The following is a 21,719-nucleotide window of genomic DNA, read 5'->3' as shown; positions in this document are numbered from 1 at the left end:
GCTCCTTTCTACAATCCAATTATATACAAGTATATTTATTTTATCTTAAAAAACGATTGAAGTCATTGCAATGCTTCAGACTTTTAATTATTTATACTATTCAATCGGAGGGTCCGTTTCTGTTTTGGCACAACAAAATGATTTAGAGTTTTAGTTCATATAAAAATGTGGTTTAAATGATCTATGAAACAATTATAACCAAACACGCTCACAAGGCTATCTTTCCTCATTGGCAAGGTATAAAATTCGGAAACCCCACCCGTCCTGAAACTGGGGAACTGCCTGATAATATTAGGGGAAACAAGGGTGTCATAGAATAAGCGGAAGCAAACTTACAGTGAAAATCGGTTTTGATATGTGTCACTTTGCCGCGATGATTGTTGTATATGGAGAATTCTATCCTGCTAGAAGTGCATTGAATTTGCTCGATTACCCAAAGATGCTATGATGGAAAAGGAACATTTGCTATTATTTATTATCTAAAGTAAAGAGAACATCAGATTGATATTCTTTTTTTCTTTGTACAACAGAGAATACAGGAGGAGTTTTTGAATGAATTTAGCACAATTTCCCAGAAAGCGATATACACCAACAAATACACCGATTGAAAGGTTAGATCATTTTTCTGAAGTTCTTGGGGGCCCATCCATTTATGTTAAACGCGATGATATGCTTGGTTTGACGGCTGGGGGAAATAAAACAAGAAAACTGGAATTCCTTGTTGCCGATGCATTGGAAAAAGGCGCGGATACGTTGATTACATGTGGAGGCATTCAATCCAATCATTGCCGCTTGACACTAGCTGCTGCCGTTAAAGAGAAAATGAAATGCATCCTTGTGTTGGAAGAGGGACTTTCAAAAAATTCAGAGCCGGATTTTAACGGGAACTATTTTCTCTATCATTTATTGGGGGCTGACCAAATTATAGTTGTCCCTAATGGTGCGGATTTAATGAAAGAAATGCAGAAAGTGGCTAAAGAGGTATCAGAGAAAGGTCAGCGACCTTACTTCATTCCAGTTGGGGGATCGAATGTCATTGGTGCAACGGGATATGTGGCTTGCGCACAGGAGATCTTGGCACAGTCCTTTGACCAAGGGATTGATTTGAAAGCAGTTGTTTGTGTAAGCGGCAGCGGAGGAATGCATGCTGGTTTGGCCGCAGGATTTCATGGAAATCAAAGTGGAATATCAGTGATCGGGATAAACGTAAGCAGAGGAAAAGCCGAACAAGAAGAGAAAGTTCATCAGCTAGTTAACGAAACGTTAGCACACATCGGGATTCCACATTCAATTCCTCGTGAGGAGATTACTTGTTTTGATGAGTATGTCGGACCGGGTTATGCTTTGCCTACACCTGAAATGGTGGAAGCAGTCAAGTTAATGGCAAGAACGGAAGGGATTTTGCTGGATCCGGTATATACGGGTAAAGCGGCAGCGGGACTCATCGATTTAATACAAAAAGGCACCTTTAAGCCTGAGGATAACATTCTATTTGTTCACTCTGGTGGAGCTTCATCGTTATACGCCAATACTTCTCTCTTTAATGGATAAAATCTTGAGAAATTCGTTAAGAAATTTCTCACAGTTATTTTATGTGTGTTTCACATTATATAATGTACTTTAAGTAATTATCTATCGAAATAGGGGAGGCATTATATGTATATTACCGTTGCGGATTTTATTAAAGAATGGAATAAAGAAGCCATACTGACTCAAAATGTTTTGGATGGTTTGACTGATGATTCATTAGATCAACAAGTTTATCCTGAAGGTCGCACTTTAGGAAGAATTGCATGGCATTTCACCACGAACATTCCAGATTATCTAGCCCATTTCGGTTTAAAGATAGAACGGATAGAAAGTTCGGAAAACGTTCCATCTTCAGCTCGGGAAATTGCCATCACTTTTAAAAATGTAAGTTCTCACGTAGCAAAAATAATTGAACAGCAATGGACAGACGAATCCCTGGAACAAATACAAGAAGCGTTTGGAAGACAGGAAACAAATGCTTCCATTCTTATGGGGCTAATCAAGCATATTGTTCATCATCGCGGACAAGTTACGGTTCTGATGCGTCAGGCAGGAATAAAACCTTCTGGGGTTTATGGGCCGCCAAAAGAAGATTGGATTCATCTAGGTGTGCAAAATCCACCACTTTAAAACATGTGCTACCTTAAAGAGTTAGAGCAACAGACAGGCTCTAAATTTTATTAATATCCCAATTTCTCATTTATATCACTGAGAGATTGGGATATTTAATTTTTGCTTTCTTTTCCTTATAATTAATTCAGCATAGATAGACGAGCAAATAAAACCCTATCGGTAAGGGTAAAGAGACGAGAAGAATTACAAATATTCTATGGAATCTTAAAACGTTGTTATCACAAATATTGGTGTAGATGATTTTAATTATTTTCAGAAAAGAACGATATAATGAAATGAAATATCGATAAAGTCTTTTCTTTGATTAAAAAAGGGGAGATTACTGGATTTCTTAATTTCGCTAAATTGTAATAAACTAGGAGTTGAACGATGTTAATGGGTAACGCTAATGATACAATCTAGTTAACAGCAGCAATGAATAGAGAGAGGAGCTTTAATAAGTGCTCAAAAATAGAAAAGTAATCGTAACAGGCGCAGCTTCTGGAATAGGAAAAGAAATAGTGAAACAATGCTTATTTGAGGGGGCTTCAGTACTTGCATGCGATATTAATGAACATTCTTTAAATGATTTAATGCTGTCACTGGACAATCGATATCCCCTGCATACATATCAGTTAGATGTAAGTAATCATGAAGAGGTGGTTAAATTTTTTGTATATGTTGAAGCAGAACATGCTGATGTAGATGGTTTAGTAAATAATGCTGGAATTTATTTGGCGAAAAATATACTGGATTATCAAGTAAATGAAATTGATAAAGTCCTGGATATAAACGTTAAAGGGTTTATTTATCTCTCACAAATGTTCGGTAAAAGATTGTTCCAAAGCCAAAGTGAGGGAGTTATCGTTAATATGTCTTCAGTGTCAGGAATAGAGGGCAGTTCAGATGCAATCTATGGGTTATCAAAAGCTGCCATATTAGGTTTAACGAAAAGCTGTGCCATGAATTTTTCACCATACATCCGAGTTAATGCTGTTGCCCCAACGATGGTTAATACTCCCATGATGGGTACCATACCTGAATGGAGAAAAGAGGAGTATGTAAGTCACCAACTTATCCATACACCTGTCCTGCCTGGAGATGTGGCCGATACTGTTGTCTTCTTATTATCAGATAAAGCCAAGCATTATACAGGCGCAACGTTTGATATTAATAATGGGGGGTATCTAAGATAGTTCTGTTTCCTTGTTCGTTGCCCTTTGTAGTAGTTTTAAATTGATTTTAACATGTATAAAATTAGCTCTAAACCTATCAATGGGTTTACATACAGCATTAATAAGCGAGCATGCTTCTCAATGATCATCCTATCGGCTTTGCTTTCATAGGCCATTTTTTGTTTAATTCAGTTATGAAAGTTTTGACATTCTTTTTATCTTCCATAATTGGGGAATAGACGTACGAAAGTGTTCTGTTAAAGAATTCATTTTTCACCTGAATAATAGAAAGGATTTTATTTTGTACATCCCTTTCAATTACACTTCGGGATAGAAGGGCCAGCCCTGCGCCGTTTTTTATAAGTGTTTCTTTAATTCCTTGATTACTGCTTATCGTGAGTATCGACTTAATTTTCAATCCATTTGAACGTATGACGTGATTAAGGTATTCACGTGTCCCAGATCCAACTTCCCTTGTTACCCACGCTTGGTCATGTAAATCAGTAATCCCGACTTCGTCTTGATTAGCGAGTTCATGATTGTTAGAAGACACAATGAATAGCTCATCTTGCATGAATGGGTGAACAGAAAGCTCTTTTTCATTAGTTTGACCTTCGATTAAACCAATATCCACTTTGTATAGCCGAACGGCTTGGACGATTTCTTCCGTGTTACCGATTACTACTTGAAGTTCAAGTTCAGGATAGTCCTCTTGAAGGTCGATGAGTAAAGAAGGGAGGATATACTCTCCTATTGTAAAACTTGCTCCGATCTTCAATTCGCCCTTGATGGACCTATCGTGTTCCTGAATGTCTTGTCTGGTCTGTTCATAGATTGTGATCATTTGCTTGGCCCGGTCGTAAAGAATTTCTCCCGTTAAGGTGACTTTCAGGAATTTTGGAGAACGGAGAAATAATTTGGTTTGGAACTCTTCTTCCAATTTTTTTATATGCAAACTAACACTTGGTTGCGACATAAGAAGCATTTCTGCTGTTTTAGTAAAATTCTTGACTTCCACTAGGGTCACAAATGTTTTTAGAGCATCATAGTACATAGAAATTTCTCCTTATTATTAATATTCTTAATAGTTACAATAAATTATATATATTTTACTAATGATGCGCCTTCCAGTAAAGTTTTAATGAGAAACTTATTTTAGGAAGAGTATAAGCTGGGGAAGGTTAATGTCCTTTATAACCTTATTTTTTATTTGTAGCGTGCTATGAACCTATAATGTCTGTATTTTCAATTTTTTTTGGAGTTAAAACCGACTTCGTCTATAGGAGTAAACGAATTAATTATTTTATGGATGGAAATAAAAATGTTTAACCCACTCGTTATACCTAAGAATCAACTAAGATAAGTTAATATCCCTTTGTGAGGTGGAAATCGTGCAACTTCAGGTAAGTAACAGTCCCTTTAATCATGAGCAGGCAGAGCTCCTTAACAGCCTCCTGCCTAGTTTGACAGAAACACAAAAAGTTTGGTTGAGCGGTTATCTGGCTGCATCTTTGTCAGTTTCGAATACGAGTTCAGCCGACGCTCCGGTATTGGAGGCTCAAAGCAGCGGAAAGACAGTATCAAAAGAGGTGACCATTCTTTATGGTTCACAGTCGGGCAATGCTCAAGGGCTGGCAGAAAATGCGGCGAGTAAGCTTGAGGGTAATGGCTATCAGGTTACCATTTCATCCATGAGTGACTTTAAATTCAACAATTTGAAAAAAGTCCAAAATCTCCTCATTTCCGTTAGCACGCATGGAGAAGGTGATCCGCCGGATAATACATTGTCTTTCCATGAGTATCTTCATGGCAGGAGGGCTCCGAGCCTCGAAGGTCTCCGCTTTTCAGTATTGGCGCTTGGGGACAGTTCATATGAGTTTTTCTGTGAAACGGGAAAACAATTCGATAAACGCTTGGAGGAACTAGGCGGGACACGGTTATTTCCGCGAATGGACTGCGACCTTGATTATGATGAGCCTGCTTCCGAATGGCTGGAAGGAGTCATTTCTAGTTTAAATGAAGGGCAAGGCAGTTCTGTTGCTGCAGTTCCTGCAACGGTGGCTTCAGTAGGTGAACAAACGTATTCGAGAACAAATCCGTTTAAAGCGGAAGTGCTTGAAAATATAAACTTGAACGGTCGCGGCTCCAATAAAGAGACAAATCATCTCGAGTTATCTCTTGAGGGCTCTGGTCTTGCATTCGAACCTGGAGACAGCCTTGGTATTTATCCAAAAAATGATTCGGATTTAGTGGATATGCTTCTTAAGGAACTCAATTGGGACCCAGAAGAAATCGTGAAGGTCAATAAACAGGGAGATGTTCGTCAGCTTAGGGAATCGCTCATCTCCGATTTTGAAATTACGGTTTTGACAAAATCCCTCATTGAACAAGCGGGTCAGCTTTCAGATAACGAAGATTTAAAGGAGCTTTTAGTGCCTGGTAATGAAGAAAGATTAAAAGAATATCGTGAAGGCCGTGATTTGCTGGATTTTGTCCGTGATTTTGGCTCGTGGGGTGAATCGGCGCAAGAATTCGTATCGATCCTCCGGAAAATTCCAGCCCGCCTATATTCAATTGCGAGTAGCTTATCCGCATATCCGGATGAAGTGCATTTGACAATCGGGGCTGTCCGGTATGAAAGTCACGGACGAGAAAGAAAAGGTGTCTGCTCCATTTTATGTGCAGACCGATTACAGCCTGGTGACATGCTGCCTGTTTACATTCAGCATAACCAGAATTTCAAGCAGCCGAAGAACCCAGACACTCCAATAATCATGATTGGACCGGGAACGGGTATAGCTCCGTTCAGATCCTTTATCCAGGATCGCGAAGAATCGGAAGCGAAAGGGAAAACGTGGCTCTTTTTCGGCGATCAGCATTTCGTCACGGATTTCCTTTATCAGACTGAATGGCAAAAGTGGTTGGAAACAGGCGTACTTACGAAAATGGATGTTGCCTTTTCACGTGATACTGATGAAAAAGTGTATGTTCAAAACCGGATGCGCGAGCACAGCGGGGAATTATACGAATGGCTTCAAGAAGGGGCAGCAGTATACATTTGCGGTGACGAGAAAAACATGGCACATGACGTCCATAATACGCTTATTGAGATCATTGAAAAAGAAGGCAATATGAGCCATGCTGATGCGCAAGCTTATCTTGAAGAATTACAACAAAATAAACGCTATCAACGTGATGTGTACTGAAAATTTGGAGGAAAAGGAGATAACAACATGGTGAACCCACTATTGAAAGCACTATTGAAAGCACCAGAAGGCCCGCCTAGTGATGTTGAGCAAATTAAAGACAAAAGCGATTATTTGCGAGGTACACTTGGAAAAGTGATGCAGGATCGGATTAGTGCCGGTATTCCGGATGATGACAATCGACTAATGAAACATCACGGCAGTTATTTGCAGGATGACCGGGATCTGCGCAATGAGCGTCAGAAACAAAAACTGGAGCCTGCCTATCAGTTTATGTTGCGTGTCCGCATGCCCGGCGGGGTGGCACAGCCTTCTCAATGGCTTGTTATGGATGACCTTGCTCAAAAATACGGTAACGGGACCTTGAAATTGACCACAAGACAAACATTTCAAATGCACGGTATTTTGAAATGGAATATGAAAAAAACCATTCAGGAAATCCATGCTTCCATGCTGGATACCATCGCTGCATGCGGAGATGTAAACCGGAACGTAATGTGCAATTCGATTCCATTTCAATCCGAAATCCATTCCGAAGTATATGAATGGTCGAAAAAATTGAGTGATTACCTCTTGCCACGTACAAGGGCGTACCATGAAATCTGGCTGGATGAAGAAAAAGTGGTCGGTACTCCTGAATTGGAGGAGGTCGAACCAATGTACGGAAAGCTTTATTTGCCAAGGAAGTTTAAAATCGGCATTGCGGTACCTCCATCCAATGATATTGATGTCTACTCCCAGGATCTTGGCTTCATAGCCATTGTTGAAAATGGAAAACTCATTGGTTTTAATGTGGCGATCGGCGGCGGTATGGGAATGACCCATGGTGACAAGGCGACATATCCCCAACTGGCAAAGGTAATCGGCTTTTGCAACCCAGATCAAATACTGGATGTGGCTGAAAAAGTCATTACGATTCAGCGTGATTATGGAAACCGTTCCGTACGGAAAAATGCACGGTTCAAGTATACGGTTGACCGGCTTGGGCTCGAAACGGTAAAGGCTGAATTGGAAAATCGTTTAGAATGGAAGTTGGATGAAGCGAGAACTTATCATTTTGATAATAATGGTGACCGCTATGGATGGGTAAAAGGCATGAAAGGAAAATGGCATTTTACACTATTTGTCGAAGGTGGCCGAATTGCCGATTCCAATGATTACAAGCTGATGACCGGTTTGCGTGAAATCGCAAAGATTCATACTGGTGATTTCCGTTTGACGGCCAATCAAAACCTGATCATTGCAGATGTATCAAGTCAGAAAAAGAAAAAAATCATAGAATTGCTTGAAACATACGGTTTGACGGATGGTGCACATCATTCGGCGCTCCGACGCAGCTCGATTGCATGCGTGGCACTTCCAACATGCGGGTTGGCAATGGCCGAAGCAGAGCGCTATTTGCCGGTTTTGCTTGATAAAGTCGAGGAAATCGTAGATGAAAACGGGCTGAAGAACGAAGAAATTACGATACGCATGACCGGTTGCCCGAATGGCTGTGCCCGGCATGCACTTGGGGAAATAGGTTTTATCGGTAAGGCACCTGGCAAATATAATATGTATCTCGGTGCTGCATTCGACGGAAGCCGATTAAGCAAAATGTACCGTGAAAACATCGGTGAAGAAGAGATATTGAAAGAGTTGCGTGTACTTCTTTCCCGATATGCAAAAGAACGTCAGCAAGGAGAGCATTTCGGTGACTTTGTCATCAATGCGGGCATCGTTAAAGAAGTGACGGATGGAATGAATTTTCATGATTGATTAAATACAGCGAGAGACAGGTATATTTTCCTGTCTCTTTTTATATTCAAAAGTTTTTCAGCGGACAAAGCCCGGAACACCGGTATTGAAACATGACCATTCACTCTCATCGTCTTTTTTTTTGACTTGCTGTTATTTTTATAGGTTACCTCTGTTTCAATCTCTATAAGATAATCCGGCGGAACCAGACTTTGCACCCCTACTGTGGAACGAGCGGTTTTTACTGAATTTTCCTTTGTATTAAAGAACAGGACATAGGCAATCAGCGAGGGAAAGTCCCTTAGTTTTCAAATCTGCTTTTAATGATTCTAAGATTCCGATTGCCTGCCTTTCTGTATTGCTATACCTCTCCAGAGGAGGGACTGTTCCACTAAACTATAACCGGTTATAATTTTGAGGTACAGCAACTGAACTGGAAATCGCAGAAGACGGGAAGACAAAGAAGGTCACTTTATCTGAGTTCAATTCATTTTTATTGTTACCTGCGGAAGCAAAGCAAAAGAGATTCCTGTGATTAAACTTATACCTAACACTGAAGTTGCAATGACTGAAATTTCATGTTTTTTCAAAAAGTCCGCTCCTTTCGAAAAGGATTCCTAAAAAATTTATTATTCAGAGACCCCGGTTTGGAGAATGTCAACTTTGGTTTCTATTTTAATGTCCATCATGGGATAGATCTTTTTCCATTGTTCATAGTTTATTTTTTTATTTTTGGAGTGATATTTTTCATTCAATCCAATCGGGTCAAGGGATTTTTTCTGAAAACCTTTAATAAGACGGTTTGCTTGCTTGGATATATCATCTTCCATTTCCTTTTCAATTTTTTTTATCATCTTTCTATTGGTAAGGTTGTCACTTCGCATGGATTCCTTGATTTGTCCTTTAATTTTGAGCTTAATCGTAATGGACGGATTTCTCTCTGAGGAGGATACATCAAAACTTGATCCGCTTCGTATACTTTCCACTACGATATTGCTACTTTTATTGTCTTTTAATTTGAATTTGTAAATTCCCCGCCTATGGTTTTGAACTAACGTCTTGAAAATGAACATATCATCCGTTCGAACTTTACTGACCATTTTATTTTCATGAAACAAGGCCACTCCTGATACTGCAACTTCTTTATTAATTAACTTAAACAAAGGAAGAAACGAATCGCCGCCTGTTTCTAGAGAGTTTCCTAAAAAAAGATGGAGGTTTGTTTCCGGGCCGTTCCCTGTTTCAATTTGTTGATTGATCAAATCCGATAAATAGACTCCAATATTTACATTCGTATTTGGTGGTTTTGTATTTACGAAATCCTTGACCTTTCCTTCAACGATGGCCAAAAAGACCCTGTTTCCAAGTTGAGGCTCACGGTAGAGATAGTCGGTCAGTTCTGTCATTCCTATTTCATGTACGATTTTTTCGCTAAATAAAACGATGCGTGTTTGTCCAAGCATCACCGGCTTATCCGCTTTTTTGGATACGATGGCCTGAACATCACTCGTTGTTGTTGATGTTCCAGTTAAGATTTGATACATACCCATCTTGTCCTGTTGGAAGATAGGGATGATGAACATTCCTTCGATTATTTTATCCTTTCGTATATCGTAGCCAATGGCTTGGGACATATTGACTTCATCAACCACTCTTGGCTCGGCACAGCTGCAAAGGAGGGGAAAAGCCAAGATGACAAGAAATAATTTTCTCATAAATGTTTCCTCCTTTTCTTTATATAAACGATGGCTAAAAGAAGAGGCAAATATAATAAAAGGAAAAGCACGGCGTATGGATTGATGATTTTATTCAATATATATAGGGAATCTTGATCAAAAACAAATATATTAGTAAGCAGGATAATAATGGATATCGCCCATAATGGATACTTTTGCTGAACATTGAATATGCGCTTGATACCCCTGCTGGCAGCCCACAAGCAGATAGTCATGTTGGGTATGACAAAAATGGCCCACCAAGAAACTTCTATATATTCAAATCGCTGGATAAAGGGCAGTTCGACAATGCTGGTCATTGTAAGTGTCGGCCAGATAGTCAGCTCCAACTGTTTGTGTGAATAAAAAATCAGTGAAACTAAATAAGTGAAAACGGTTAATAAGGTTGTTGTTAATGCCCCTCCATGAGCATATTTTTGTGATGTTTTAGCATCTTTGATGAACGGATAAAACATCAGGATCATTTCAAAACCAAGTAAAGTTAAGGAAGTACTTCTGGTTCCCTTCAGTATATCCAATAGAGTGTGGTCGAATATAGGGAGCAAATTGGTGAATTCAGAGTATTTCATGGCATAAAATAGGACAAAGAAAATCCAGTAAGACAAAATGACGCTTAAAAAGGCAATTCCCGTAATTGTACGAAAGCCTCCCGTATTTATATAATAAATCAGAAGCAAGAAAACCACTGTAAACTCCCAAGAAGCTACCGCTTCAAACATCCAAACATGTATGACATTTATATAGCTGATAATCATATCCATCCCAAGGATCAAAAAGTAAAAAATGAATAATAGACTGAAAAAATTCCCAATCCATTTTCCGAATGCATGATTATTGGCAGAAATGATATCACCTGGGACGATACTTAATATTTTATATATGATCCAGATCAATATATGAACGATCAGTCCGGCAAGTAGTATCGAAATCCAGCCATCAGTTCCCGCCGACTTTGCTAAAACTCTTTGAAAACTTAAAACGCCTACTCCCGTTTGCATGGCATGCACTAAAAAAAACACATAGAACGGTGATACCTTATATTTTTCATTAACACCAGCTTGGTTCATACAGGCCCCTCATTTAAGATCATTCATTAAAATCATTTTTTTTGATTCTTGCTTTTTTTGGCTGTGGCTGTCTGGACGTATCATCAGGACGTAAATTCACAGGTCGTGACTTGAAAACATTAAAGGGAAGACGTACAAAGCTGTCTTTCCAATCTCGCAAACGAAATGGGTATATGGGTTCAAGGTACGGGTGTCCCATTGACGTTAATTTGATAAGGTGGGTCATCAAAAACACAGCCGTAATGATTATGCCAAGTCCCCCCCAAATTTGGGCTCCCATTAAAAAGGGGAACCGCAGCAGCCGTATGGCATTACCCATTTTGTAAATAGGAGTAACAAATGATGCCAATGCCGAGAGGGCAACGATGATCAATAAGATATTACTGGTCAAACCAGCAACAACGGCTGCTTGACCGATTACAATACCGCCGACGATACCTAATGTCTGACCCACCTTCGTTGGCAGCCTGGCAGCCGCTTCCCGTAATAGCTCTATGGAAATCTCCAAGAATAATGCTTCGATCAATGGCTGAAATGGGATTAAGTTCCTTGAAGTGACGATCGTTTCCAAAAGATCTTTAGGGATCAGTTCATAGTGATAAGTAAGAACGGCTACATAAATAGGAGTGGCAAATATCGAAAAAGCGACCGCGAATATCCTTAATAACCGGAAAGCGGATGCCGGAACCCAAGGCATATTATAATCTTCCATGGTGATAAAGTATTCCAACAAAATGGTCGGAGTAATGAGTACTGAGGATGACCTATCGACTAACAAGGCTACTTTACCTTCAGCCAGTGCACTTGCGATGCGATCAGGCCTTTCCGTATTTAGAAAAAGGGGAAATAAGGTATTTGAATTATCATATAGCATTTGCGCGAGATTGGACCCATCCAATATTTCATCAAATTCTATGTCATTGATCCTTTGTATAACATTATCTACATTTTCCTGATCAACGATCCCTTCTATTGATAACACTGCCACTTTTGTTTTAGACAATGACCCCACAGTCTTTTCACTTACTTGCAATCCAGGGATAGGCAGCCTTTTTCTAACTAGATTCAGATTAATATCAATATCCTCGACAAACGCTTCTTGAGCACTGATGATCCCAAATTCGAGTTCAGGCTTATCAACTTGTCTTCCTTTTTGGGCTGCAACATTGATTAATAGGCATTCATCAAGATTTCCATCTAAGCGAAGTGCAATTTCGCCTCTCATGATCCTTTCTTCGATTATAATCTTGGTGCTGGTAATCAGTGTATTTTCAATAGGTACGTTTTCCTTTATTTGCTCCAAATTTATCGTTTCCAGAGTCGGTATGACAGAAAGAATACTTTCGTGAAGCTCCTTTGCATCGATTAAAGAGCGATAAAAGGATACCCAATATCCTATGCCATTATATGTTCCTTGATGGTTTACGAAATCAGTGGAAGAAGAAAGGGTATTGAAAAGGTCCCTTACTTCCGAAGCTTTATTTAATTCATCATTTTTATCGTTTGGTTGATTGGGTTTTTTTTTGAACTTTCCGCGGTTGAACAAAATGTTGTCACCTCTAATCTAAGGCTAGTTATCCTAGCATTTGCAATTTAATTACAAATTAACCATTTCTATATTAAATTGGATCAAAAGAAGGACAAATAATTGAAATCTGAATTGGATATGCAGGATGATGTAGTTTTTAAACAGATTTTCATCTCGGTTATGGAGTTTCGGATTTTTCGTATTTGTCTATGGAACGATGGATTATCCAGCATTCAATGAAATAGTCCTGGATTTATCGGCTGCGCAGGTCGAATCAAGGCACACGGTTTCCAACGTGATGCTGGTCATTTCAAAAATCTGTTCAGTCAGGGAACAGGATGTGGAAACATACGAAACAGCCAAAGAGCATATTTTTGACGGAAAAACGCTTTTATTTATAGACGGAATGGCAAATGGTTTTGTCTTGTACCTGGAAAAGGAAAAAACGAATGTTTGGTGAACCTTCTACGGAGAGGGTAGACCTTTGCCATTCAGGCCGTTGATATTGGGGGCGGGAAATTAATTTTGGAGGGTGCAGGGGTGATCAACAATTCAAAGTTGGTCGGGGTCATGAATGATGAAGATATAGCTGCATTAAATTGGTTGAATGGTGAGGTAAAGGGAGGAATAATCGAAGCGGTCCAACACGGTAAACCATTAAGTGTTGAAGTGATCAATAGGACAAGGAAGAAAATCAAGACGGAATTGAACGGGGATCAATTGACGATCAATATTAGGTGTGTGGAAAATCAGCATCCAAAGTTTTGGGAGAAAAATAAGAAGAAATGGGACGAAATTTTCGGTAATGCTGTCATTCATCATGAAGTGGATATTAGGGTCGTAGACGTCGTTTCAAAAGGAGGGATAAAGTGACTGGTCAAAAGAAAACCTTCCAAATGGGAAGGTTTTATGTCAAGTGCCTTTTAGTTGATTGATTGGTTATTTTAAAAAGGCTCACTGAATGTTCTAGGCAGATTCGTCACTTCATGTGCAACCCTGATGCCGGATTGAATGGCTCCTTCAATCCATGCTGGAACGGTTGATGTATGCTCACCGGCGAAGTGGACCCTTCCTTCAGGTGTTGGGATATATGGAAACAAGTCCGTTTCCTGACCAGGTTTAAACATGGAGAAAGCACCGTATGAATACTGATTCATTGTCCAGCTATAAGAAGCCCCTGATAAAAAATGATCGTATACTTGTTTTCCATGGACCTGGGCCAAATTTTTCAATGCGTGTTGTATACGGTCATTCTCAGGAAGCATATCCCACAAAGTGGCATCATCTTCCCATGTATAGCTTGCTAAGATGAGACCGGATTCACTCTGGTTGCTCGTTTGCCTGGGATAATAAGAAAATCTAATGGGTAAATCGGTGGTCAATTTACCACCGAAGATTCCTTCCTTTTCCCAAAACCTATGTGTAAACTGAAGTCCGATTTTCGTGGACGCAGCATAATGGAGCTCCCTAATTGCCTTCCACTTATTATGGGAAAAGGAGTTCCGGGGTTCAATATCTATAAATTGCAACAATTGAAGTGGGATAGTCACGATGGCAAGGTCACCGGTAACCGTTAAGGGGTTTTGGCTTTGAGTATGTTTAGAGTGGATGGTTACTTGATTATCATGTTGGATGATCTTTGTCACTTCATATCTGAAGTTGAGATTATTCTTCAATTCCGGTACAAAAGCATAAGGAAGCCGATCGTTTCCCGCTTCGATTGCAAAAAATTCTATGTCTGGTTTAAAGAGTGGCATAAGCTCCCGAAGTAGGGCAGGAAAAGAAAGTTCCGGGAATCCTTCTAATCCCATTAGGACTTTGATGCTTTCAATCGCCCCTGTTGAAAGACTTATACCTACTGGGTTGTACTGCAAAAAGAAGCTCATGGAGTATTTATCAAACTCTTTTATGACTATTTCCCAATTTCTACGTGGGTTTTGATTGATGAAGTCAGTCACAGGCTTAATTGCCATGTTGAGTAATTCTTCAGCTGTTTTACCTCTTTCATGGGGAGCTACAGGGTACCTGAGTATATCCGGGTTCCGTTGATATACGGCAGCGGTTGTCTTGATTCCGTTGGCATAAATGGGATCATTAGGAGTCGCATTAACAAAAGTGTTGAGTCGTAAACCATACTTCTTGATGTATTCAACAACTAAGTAATGATAATTCGGAATGCGCATCGCACCGGCTTCAAGGTAGGAACCTTCTGAAAATGGTTCACGTATAGTCAAGATACGTCCCCCGACCCTCCCGGTTGCTTCCAATATCGTAACCTCATGCCCTGCTTGTTTTAAAAGGGATGCTGCAACCAATCCAGACATGCCGGCACCAATGATAATGATTTTTTTGGGGATCTGGGAAGACCCCAGGCCATTTCTGATAACAGCAAGCATTTGATCTGGTGATAGCGGATCTTTGAAAAAGGACAAAGTGTTGCTCTCCTCTCTAATTACACTTCCTTTATGGGATTTATGCTATCTTATTCCTATTGGGTTACCAATTATGAAGAATCTTCAATAATTTGTCATGATTGATTATTGCTATCATATTCCTCTAGGTTTATCCTTTATGTGGAATACTCAATTTTTAGAAAATTTAAAGGGGAAGAAGATGAAAATGTTGATATATTGTTAATAAATAAGTGCCGTTTTTTGGGAAGCTAACTATCTAAAGACTACGATTTATAATCGGGACGAATTTAATTTAGAAAGTTATAGGAGAAATGTTCAGCTTTTTTGAACAATAACGAAGAATCTATTCGCAACCTTATTTCGAAAAAAACAGAGGTTTTTATTATAGTATTCCGTATTTCTATTACGGAAAATCAAACGATAGAAACATAGAGTGAACTTTTGCCCTTAAGGATTCTTTTCTAACGGCTGTTTGCTAAAAGATTGTTGCTCTCAGGATAAAAAACTAACAACTTGAATTTTATGGTAAAATATAAGCGGTTCTTATTCAATAAACGGGCAGATTAATAGAGTTGCATATTAAACGTTTGTACATAGGAGTTAACTGGGGGTTGTTAGTATCAAAACACAAAATATCAACATTCAAAAGCTTATGGAAGATTATAATGTAACTGGATTAAGTATTGCAGCAATTGATGGTGGTAACATAATAAGTACAGAATGCTTCGGTTTACTTGAAGTGGAAACAGATAAAAGAGTGGAAAGTAATTCCATTTTTAGTGCTTGTTCAATCAGTAAATTTTTAACCTCAATTCTAGTGATGAAATTGACGGAACAAAGGATTCTTGATCTAGATGAAAATATTAATGAAAAACTTTTATCGTGGAAAGTTCCTCATAATGAACTAAATAAAAATAAGAAAGTTACCTTAAGAAATTTACTGAGTCACCAATCTGGTGTTATTGACCCCGAAGGAAGTTTTATTGATCTCAATTCGAGGATGGAAAATCCCACAATGGTCGAGATATTAGAAGGAAGAACACCCTATTGTAAAGCTCCTATTGAAATTAAGTATGAGCCTGGGAGCACCTTTCAATATTCAGACGCAGGTTTTTGCATTATACAGCTTTTGATAGAAGATGTTACTGGAAAACCTTTTAAGGAAGTAATGAATGAACATATTTTTCATCCATTAAATATGGAAAATAGCATATTTGAACTTCCAACATCAGAAGCAACCAAAAAATATTTCTCTTGCGGTCACAACAAAAGAGGAGAATTAGTAAATGGAAAATATCCAATTTATCCATATCCAGCAGCTTCTGGGTTATGGACAACGCCTACAGATTTAGCTCTTTTGGTCATTGAATTAATGAATGCTTTACATGGTGAAAGTAAGCTTAAGCTTTCAGTATGTAAAGCAATTGAAGTTATAAATCCCCAAGGTTGTAAGGAGTGGACTGGGCTAGGAGTTTTCCTAGATAAAAACGAAAAGGGAATTGAAATTTCATCACTTGGTTGGGGTGTTGGTTTTCAATGTATGATGGTGGCTTATCCTTATTTAGAAACGGGATTAGTCATAATGATAAATACCGATCTAGGTGTTCATCAATTAGAAGGTATTATTGGTGAAGTCTACAATGCTTATCCTTTTTAAATATTTGCTATTCAGCTAACAAGGGCTTAATGGAGTAACCGGATCACTTGCATTTATCATGCTTAGAGTAAAAATGCTCTGAGCGTTTTTTATTACACCGAACCACGAAAGCTGGTTAACTTCTGAACGTCTCAACAGGATGATGATAATTAGATTTTTGGAGCTGAAATAAGCATTTGTTCAACTTGTTTATCAAATGTAATATTTTCCCTATTTCTAGCCGGCGAAACCAGTAAAAGTTATCAAGATCTTGGATAAAGTAACACCCTCAATCAAAAACCTCATATATTCCACCCTTTTTCTGGATATTTAGAGCCTGAAAATGGAGTTTTAGTCATATCATTGTAGGATTTATTGCAATCCCTACATAAATAGCGTTGCCTAAAACATATTTCCCATTACTTTTTACAGATGTACTTCCAGATGATAAGCAAGCTGCGCATTTCTCGGAATACTAAGCTACGTACGCCGAAGAAAGTGTTTTAAGGATAAAAAGCTCAAAATTGCATCATAATATAACCATATACTAAAAGTTTACATAGGTGATGATTTCAGCTCCCATGTTTTAGGAGGACGGGTTTATAGAAGCAAAATATTGCAGAGAATCAAGGGTGATAAGAACGAGTCGTATATTTCCAAATGATGTGAACAATCATAATACATTATTTGGCGGCAGATTAATGAGTGATGTCGATCAAGTAGCATCGATTTCGGCAGCACGTCATAGTCGAAGTGAATGTGTAACTGCTTCAACAGATTCCGTTGACTTTTTACATCCCATTCGTACAACAGATTCAGTGTGTTTTATATCTTATGTAGCATGGACTGGCACATCTTCAATGGAGGTTTTTGTAAAAATTATTGCTGAAGATTTAAAAAGCAGTGTTCGTAGAATTGCAGCGACTGCTCTATTAACATTTGTTGCACTTGATGAACATAAACGTCCAACACGTGTTCCAAAAGTTATTCCGGAGACAGAAGAAGAAAAAAAATTACATGAAACGGCATTAGATCGGGCAAGTATGCGGCAACAGAGAAAACAAAAAAGCAAAGATGTGGCTATGTTTTTAAGCGTAGATTATCCTTAACTTTCATATAGTGACTTATAACCTATGAGGTGCATGGAAGGAAAGTGTAATCCTCATCAATATCGATCAAATTGAAAACTCCAGCAAAGACACACATAGACTACTATATTATGTGTGTCTTTTTTATTGAAAGAATGATAAAAATGAATACATGGTCCTTTAGAGAACTTTGAAGAATTCGCTGCAATCCTCGATAGTGTTATCAATGGTGTTTGTACGGTGATCCGTTCGTTGCGCGGAACCATAAATTAACAGATGGTTCTGGCAATCCAAAAGTGTGGACGGAGGTTTTTATGTGAAATCTATTATCTTTGCTGATGTGACGAACGAAATAACGATATAACAAAAAGAGATCTTTCGACCGGTCTGCATAATGTTTGTTTTTGACGGGTCCGAAGAAGCAATTAAGATTGCAAACAACACACCGTATTGATTGGCAGCCTATGTACCAAGCGGGGAAATATAGAAGGAACGTGCAGTATATTGTATTCGGGGCAGACAGGTGTATTGGTGGAAGCGGAGTAAACATCTTCGAAATGACGGCAAGCAGGATTAGGAAGCGATCAAACGGAGTAGGTATATCCCAATAATAACCTCGATAGAATATTTAAATAGAACAATCAACAAAAAACATCATCAAGTAAAATACTGTCTTTCTACAAAACCATGAATATTTAGTTTGTGGAATATTATTAAATATTTTCCTTTACAGAGGAGATACTACCAAGAGACAAAGGTTGGAAAGGAAGACAGTATGGATCATATACAAATGGCCCGTGCGATGTTCGGGACGAATATGGCTGTACATATCATATTTGCAACGATCGGCGTCGGGTTGCCGATGATGATGTTGGCAGCGGAATTGATGTATCAAAGGACAAAGGATTTACAATATGTTGTCATGGCTAAACGCTGGACCAAAACACTAGGGGTTTTGCTTGGGGTCGGGATTCCGACTGGTACGATCGCGGGTGTGCAACTGTCTCTATTATGGCCTGGGTTCATGGAGGTGATTGGACGTGTCATGGCGCTTCCATTCCAAATCGAGATTTATGCATTCATGGTTGAAGCGCTATTCATGTCAATCTACGTGTATGCTGCTGAAAAAATTAAGCCATGGGCCCGTATCGTAAGTTTATTCTTTGTTGCATTCGGCGCAATGGCTTCGGCGGTTTTGATTTCTAATGTCCATGCTTTTGAAGGGACACCGGCTGGGTTCCGGTTTGAAAATGGGGAAATTGTCGATGTCGATCCTTGGGCGGCATTTTTCAACCCAAGTTTCTTGGTGACGGCAGGTCATACGGCCCTGACTGCATATACGACAGGTGCTTTTGTCGTAGCGGCAGTTGCAGCTTATAAGATGCTCAAAAATAAATATGGCACTGCTGAATTTAATTTTCACCAAAAAGCACTGAGGCTCAGTATTGTATTGGGTTTGGTTTTTTCTTTTTTGACGGCATTGAACGGTCATGCGACTACACAGCATTTATATAGGGAACAGCCGGAGAAACTGGCGGCGGCTGAAGGGTTGTTTGAAACAAAGGACCATGCCGGGCTTACCTTGTTCGGTTATACCGATAGGGAAGCCCAGGAAGTGAAGTATGGGATTGAATTCCCTTGGTTATTAAGCTTTCTATCCGGAAATAGCTTCGATACGGTCGTGACCGGCTTGAACGATTTTCCTGAAGAGTATTGGCCCCCGCTTTATGTCCATATCTTATTCAACGCCATGGTCATCATCGGTTCCGGCTTAATCGCCTTAGCACTGTTTGCATTGGTATGGAATAAATGGCTGAAAAAGGAGACTTATCCGAAATGGGTTCTCTGGCTGTTTGTAGCTGCAGGTCCGCTTTCGGTGATTTCGATTGAATGCGGCTGGATTTTTGCTTGTACAGGCAGACAGCCATGGACGATATACAGGATGCTGACTACGGAGGATTCGGTCACTTCGTACGAAAACCTTGGATTTTTATTCACGATGTTCATTATTGTATATATCATTTTATGCGTTTCTGTCGTATTTACACTTTTGTATTATTTTAAACGACATTCCGTTATGGATGATATTTATAAAGCAGAACAGAAAGATGTAAGGCATTTTGATTCGAATTCATAAAAGGGGGGAAGGCGGTTGAGTGATGCTCTTCTTGCAATAACATTGGTCTGGGGCTTTATTTTTCTTTATGCCATCATGGCCTCTATGGACTTTGGCGCTGGCTTCTGGGCGATGACTTACATTAAAAAGGAAGAAACGAATGCTACGAAGATTGCAAATAGCTATTTATCGCCGACTTGGGAAGTGACCAATACATTTGTTGTTGGTCTTGTTATTGCGATTTACAGTTTATTTCCAGGTGCGGTTTTCCCGATTGGAGTAGCCTTGATCGTTCCTGCGAGCCTGATATTGGTCCTGCTATGTATTAGGAGCGCTTTCTTGGTTTTTTCGCATAGCGTAGACAAATATGAAAAAGCGTTAACATATATCTCAGGATTGACGGGATTAATCATACCCGGGCTATTAATCAGTGTATTGCCCATCACCCACCTTGGATTTGTCGAAGGCGTAAGAGGAAGTGAAGAATTGAATCTATCTAAACTTTTCACGAGTCCGAATGAGTATGCATTTGTGGGGTTTGGAATCATGAGCACGCTTTTTTTATCATCTTTGCTACTGTCTGATTACTCAAAACAGGCTGATGAAATGAAAGCATACAAAATATATCGCAGGGATGCGATGATAACGGGACCGCTTATGTTAGTCATGGCTCTGTTGGTTATGCTCACGTTAAAAAATGAAGCGTATTGGATCTACCAAGGAATGATGAAAAACTCGGCATTGTTATTCGTCTCGCTAGTTTTTTTCATCATTAGCGGGATAGCACTGTACTTACCCCATTTTTCTAAGCAGGAGGTTAAAGGAATGCCTCGCGTCGCTGTAATAGCGATTATCATTCAGTATTTAATCGGTAGTTATGTTTATGGTATCGCACATTTACCTTATATCATATATCCAAATGTCACGATTCTCTCAGGATTTACCGATCCAACATCTTTCCGGGCTGTTTTTGCCACATATATCGTGGGCTTTGCGATATTAGTGCCAGGGTTCTATTATTTCTGGTCCATCTTCATGAAAGATCAGCGTCGAAAGTTCAAACGGCGGCAAATGTCAAATTAGTTCATCTTGGAAAAGAGAGGTTTTCACTATGAAAAAGTTAGATCTGCTAAAATATGCGGTTTTAGTCATCTCACTCTTTTTGAGCTATCAAGCAGTTGAAGCACATGATAAAAATTTTCAGGTCGATGGCACTTATATTTCAACAAAAAGAGATGTAACAGGTGACCAGAAAATAGACATCATCCAGGTTCAGGGGTTGCCATATGAAGAAGGAAGCAAGTTTCTGAAGAAAATCGAGTTAAGTGTGGAAAGCAATCGCCGTACAATCAGCGTCCCCCTTAAAGCTGGATATAATCCAGATCTCAAGGTTGCCGACTTGAATAATGATGGGGTCCAGGATGTATTGGTCACGGTTTTGATGGAAGGTAGAGAGCGGTTGATAACCAGTTATGCCTATACGTTCAAGGATGGAAAAGTGAAGGAGCTGGAAATCCCTCCATCCGTTCCTGTAATGGCCCAATTTCTTGACGGATACAAAGCTGAAGTCATTATTGAAGGTCAAAAGCCTGTGGTGATAGATGTCAGTTCCAGAAAACAAGCTTTTGATGAAATGGGCATTTATCTAAATGGAAAACTAAATGAACCGACAGAGCTTTTGGTTGATCCATACTCTTCATTAAACTTAAAGAACGTTTTTGGAAAAGGGAAAGCGCTTGTGGGAGTCCAAAATGTAAAAGGGTTCGATGAACGTGATTCGATAATGGAAATCAAATCAGTATGGAAGTATAACCATGGATGGCAGCTTGTAAAAGCCCAAGTTAAACCGGTCAAGGGAAAAAATAAATAGTGAA

18 protein-coding genes and 1 pseudogene are annotated in these 21,719 nt (G+C 39.3%); 13 read left to right on the top strand and 6 right to left on the bottom strand.

The features are described from left to right. The first annotated feature begins 552 nt into the window (after positions 1–552). The 3 genes from N0M92_RS06855 (at position 553) to N0M92_RS06845 (ending at position 3,338) form a co-directional block, all read left to right on the top strand. Positions 553–1,551 (top strand): D-cysteate sulfo-lyase, encoded by a 999-nt coding sequence (locus N0M92_RS06855; RefSeq protein WP_260285034.1) that lies wholly within the window; start codon positions 553–555, stop codon positions 1,549–1,551. A gap of 105 nt (positions 1,552–1,656) precedes the next feature. After that, a complete protein-coding gene (locus N0M92_RS06850; protein ID WP_260285033.1) occupies positions 1,657–2,160 on the top strand; it encodes a DinB family protein in 504 nt (167 codons plus the stop codon). 443 nt (positions 2,161–2,603) lie between these two features. Beyond that, positions 2,604–3,338, top strand: coding sequence for an SDR family NAD(P)-dependent oxidoreductase (locus N0M92_RS06845; protein WP_260285032.1), 735 nt, complete (start codon positions 2,604–2,606; stop codon positions 3,336–3,338). 124 nt (positions 3,339–3,462) lie between these two features. On the opposite strand, the gene N0M92_RS06840 is transcribed toward N0M92_RS06845, so the two are convergent. Next, on the bottom strand, positions 3,463–4,371 hold the full coding sequence (locus N0M92_RS06840) for a LysR family transcriptional regulator (protein ID WP_260285031.1): 909 nt from the start codon (positions 4,369–4,371) through the stop codon (positions 3,463–3,465). 337 nt (positions 4,372–4,708) lie between these two features. Between N0M92_RS06840 and N0M92_RS06835 the strand changes: the two genes are divergently transcribed. Both N0M92_RS06835 and cysI read left to right on the top strand, forming a co-directional pair. Further along, positions 4,709–6,523 (top strand): assimilatory sulfite reductase (NADPH) flavoprotein subunit, encoded by a 1,815-nt coding sequence (locus N0M92_RS06835; protein ID WP_260285030.1) that lies wholly within the window; start codon positions 4,709–4,711, stop codon positions 6,521–6,523. A 27-nt stretch (positions 6,524–6,550) separates the two neighbouring features. Further along, positions 6,551–8,281, top strand: coding sequence for an assimilatory sulfite reductase (NADPH) hemoprotein subunit (cysI, locus tag N0M92_RS06830; protein WP_260285029.1), 1,731 nt, complete (start codon positions 6,551–6,553; stop codon positions 8,279–8,281). 608 nt (positions 8,282–8,889) lie between these two features. On the opposite strand, the gene N0M92_RS06825 is transcribed toward cysI, so the two are convergent. Genes N0M92_RS06825 through N0M92_RS06815 form a run of 3 tightly spaced genes read right to left on the bottom strand, consistent with a single transcriptional unit; the run spans position 8,890 to position 12,609 of the window. Then, complete coding sequence (locus N0M92_RS06825) at positions 8,890–9,975, bottom strand: Ger(x)C family spore germination protein (RefSeq protein ID WP_260285028.1); 1,086 nt, start codon at positions 9,973–9,975, stop codon at positions 8,890–8,892. Then, on the bottom strand, positions 9,972–11,063 hold the full coding sequence (locus N0M92_RS06820) for a GerAB/ArcD/ProY family transporter (RefSeq protein WP_260285027.1): 1,092 nt from the start codon (positions 11,061–11,063) through the stop codon (positions 9,972–9,974). Before N0M92_RS06820 ends, N0M92_RS06825 begins: the two co-directional genes overlap by 4 nt. Before the next feature lie 19 nt (positions 11,064–11,082). After that, entirely contained in the window at positions 11,083–12,609 is a 1,527-nt protein-coding gene (locus tag N0M92_RS06815; protein WP_260285026.1) for a spore germination protein, read from the bottom strand. A 199-nt stretch (positions 12,610–12,808) separates the two neighbouring features. On the opposite strand from N0M92_RS06815, the gene N0M92_RS06810 reads away from it, so the two are divergent. Both N0M92_RS06810 and N0M92_RS06805 read left to right on the top strand, forming a co-directional pair. Beyond that, positions 12,809–13,051, top strand: coding sequence for a hypothetical protein (locus N0M92_RS06810; RefSeq protein ID WP_260285025.1), 243 nt, complete (start codon positions 12,809–12,811; stop codon positions 13,049–13,051). An 80-nt stretch (positions 13,052–13,131) separates the two neighbouring features. Continuing rightward, positions 13,132–13,464 carry a Ger(x)C family spore germination C-terminal domain-containing protein gene (locus N0M92_RS06805; RefSeq protein WP_260285024.1) on the top strand — a complete coding sequence of 111 codons (333 nt, stop codon included), beginning with the start codon at positions 13,132–13,134 and terminating at the stop codon, positions 13,462–13,464. A gap of 71 nt (positions 13,465–13,535) precedes the next feature. Here the strand turns inward: N0M92_RS06805 and N0M92_RS06800 are convergent, their stop codons facing one another. Continuing rightward, positions 13,536–14,987 (bottom strand): flavin monoamine oxidase family protein, encoded by a 1,452-nt coding sequence (locus N0M92_RS06800; protein ID WP_260285074.1) that lies wholly within the window; start codon positions 14,985–14,987, stop codon positions 13,536–13,538. A gap of 637 nt (positions 14,988–15,624) precedes the next feature. On the opposite strand from N0M92_RS06800, the gene N0M92_RS06795 reads away from it, so the two are divergent. Further along, complete coding sequence (locus N0M92_RS06795; RefSeq protein WP_260285073.1) at positions 15,625–16,662, top strand: serine hydrolase domain-containing protein; 1,038 nt, start codon at positions 15,625–15,627, stop codon at positions 16,660–16,662. A gap of 246 nt (positions 16,663–16,908) precedes the next feature. Here the strand turns inward: N0M92_RS06795 and N0M92_RS06790 are convergent. Continuing rightward, positions 16,909–17,098, bottom strand: a pseudogene (locus tag N0M92_RS06790) (transposase); the annotation flags it as partial. A gap of 145 nt (positions 17,099–17,243) precedes the next feature. Here N0M92_RS06790 and N0M92_RS06785 point away from each other — a divergent pair. The 5 genes from N0M92_RS06785 (at position 17,244) to N0M92_RS06770 (ending at position 21,715) form a co-directional block, all read left to right on the top strand. Next, positions 17,244–17,750 carry an acyl-CoA thioesterase gene (locus N0M92_RS06785; RefSeq protein ID WP_192208262.1) on the top strand — a complete coding sequence of 169 codons (507 nt, stop codon included), beginning with the start codon at positions 17,244–17,246 and terminating at the stop codon, positions 17,748–17,750. Between the two features lie 352 nt (positions 17,751–18,102). Beyond that, positions 18,103–18,183 carry a hypothetical protein gene (locus N0M92_RS29425; RefSeq protein WP_397443819.1) on the top strand — a complete coding sequence of 27 codons (81 nt, stop codon included), beginning with the start codon at positions 18,103–18,105 and terminating at the stop codon, positions 18,181–18,183. 321 nt (positions 18,184–18,504) lie between these two features. Then, complete coding sequence (locus N0M92_RS06780) at positions 18,505–19,866, top strand: cytochrome ubiquinol oxidase subunit I (RefSeq protein WP_192204648.1); 1,362 nt, start codon at positions 18,505–18,507, stop codon at positions 19,864–19,866. A gap of 15 nt (positions 19,867–19,881) precedes the next feature. Next, positions 19,882–20,928, top strand: coding sequence for a cytochrome d ubiquinol oxidase subunit II (locus N0M92_RS06775; protein WP_260285023.1), 1,047 nt, complete (start codon positions 19,882–19,884; stop codon positions 20,926–20,928). 28 nt (positions 20,929–20,956) lie between these two features. After that, a complete protein-coding gene (locus N0M92_RS06770; RefSeq protein WP_260285022.1) occupies positions 20,957–21,715 on the top strand; it encodes a hypothetical protein in 759 nt (252 codons plus the stop codon). The last annotated feature ends 4 nt before the right edge of the window (positions 21,716–21,719 follow it).

Origin of the sequence: Peribacillus aracenensis (assembly GCF_025175645.1) — a bacterium.
Lineage (GTDB): Bacteria > Bacillota > Bacilli > Bacillales > DSM-1321 > Peribacillus > Peribacillus aracenensis.
This window is presented reverse-complemented; position numbering and strand designations above follow the sequence as displayed.

What these genes read in the sequence shown, in the direction of transcription:
- N0M92_RS06855 (WP_260285034.1), top strand. Translation starts at nt 553, where the DNA reads ATGAATTTAGCACAATTTCCCAGAAAGCGATATACACCAACAAATACA.
- N0M92_RS06850 (WP_260285033.1), top strand. Translation starts at nt 1,657, where the DNA reads ATGTATATTACCGTTGCGGATTTTATTAAAGAATGGAATAAAGAAGCC.
- N0M92_RS06840 (WP_260285031.1), bottom strand. Translation starts at nt 4,371, where the DNA reads ATGTACTATGATGCTCTAAAAACATTTGTGACCCTAGTGGAAGTCAAG.
- cysI (WP_260285029.1), top strand. Translation starts at nt 6,551, where the DNA reads ATGGTGAACCCACTATTGAAAGCACTATTGAAAGCACCAGAAGGCCCG.
- N0M92_RS06825 (WP_260285028.1), bottom strand. Translation starts at nt 9,975, where the DNA reads ATGAGAAAATTATTTCTTGTCATCTTGGCTTTTCCCCTCCTTTGCAGC.
- N0M92_RS06820 (WP_260285027.1), bottom strand. Translation starts at nt 11,063, where the DNA reads ATGAACCAAGCTGGTGTTAATGAAAAATATAAGGTATCACCGTTCTAT.
- N0M92_RS06810 (WP_260285025.1), top strand. Translation starts at nt 12,809, where the DNA reads ATGGATTATCCAGCATTCAATGAAATAGTCCTGGATTTATCGGCTGCG.
- N0M92_RS06800 (WP_260285074.1), bottom strand. Translation starts at nt 14,987, where the DNA reads ATGCTTGCTGTTATCAGAAATGGCCTGGGGTCTTCCCAGATCCCCAAA.
- N0M92_RS06780 (WP_192204648.1), top strand. Translation starts at nt 18,505, where the DNA reads ATGGATCATATACAAATGGCCCGTGCGATGTTCGGGACGAATATGGCT.
- N0M92_RS06770 (WP_260285022.1), top strand. Translation starts at nt 20,957, where the DNA reads ATGAAAAAGTTAGATCTGCTAAAATATGCGGTTTTAGTCATCTCACTC.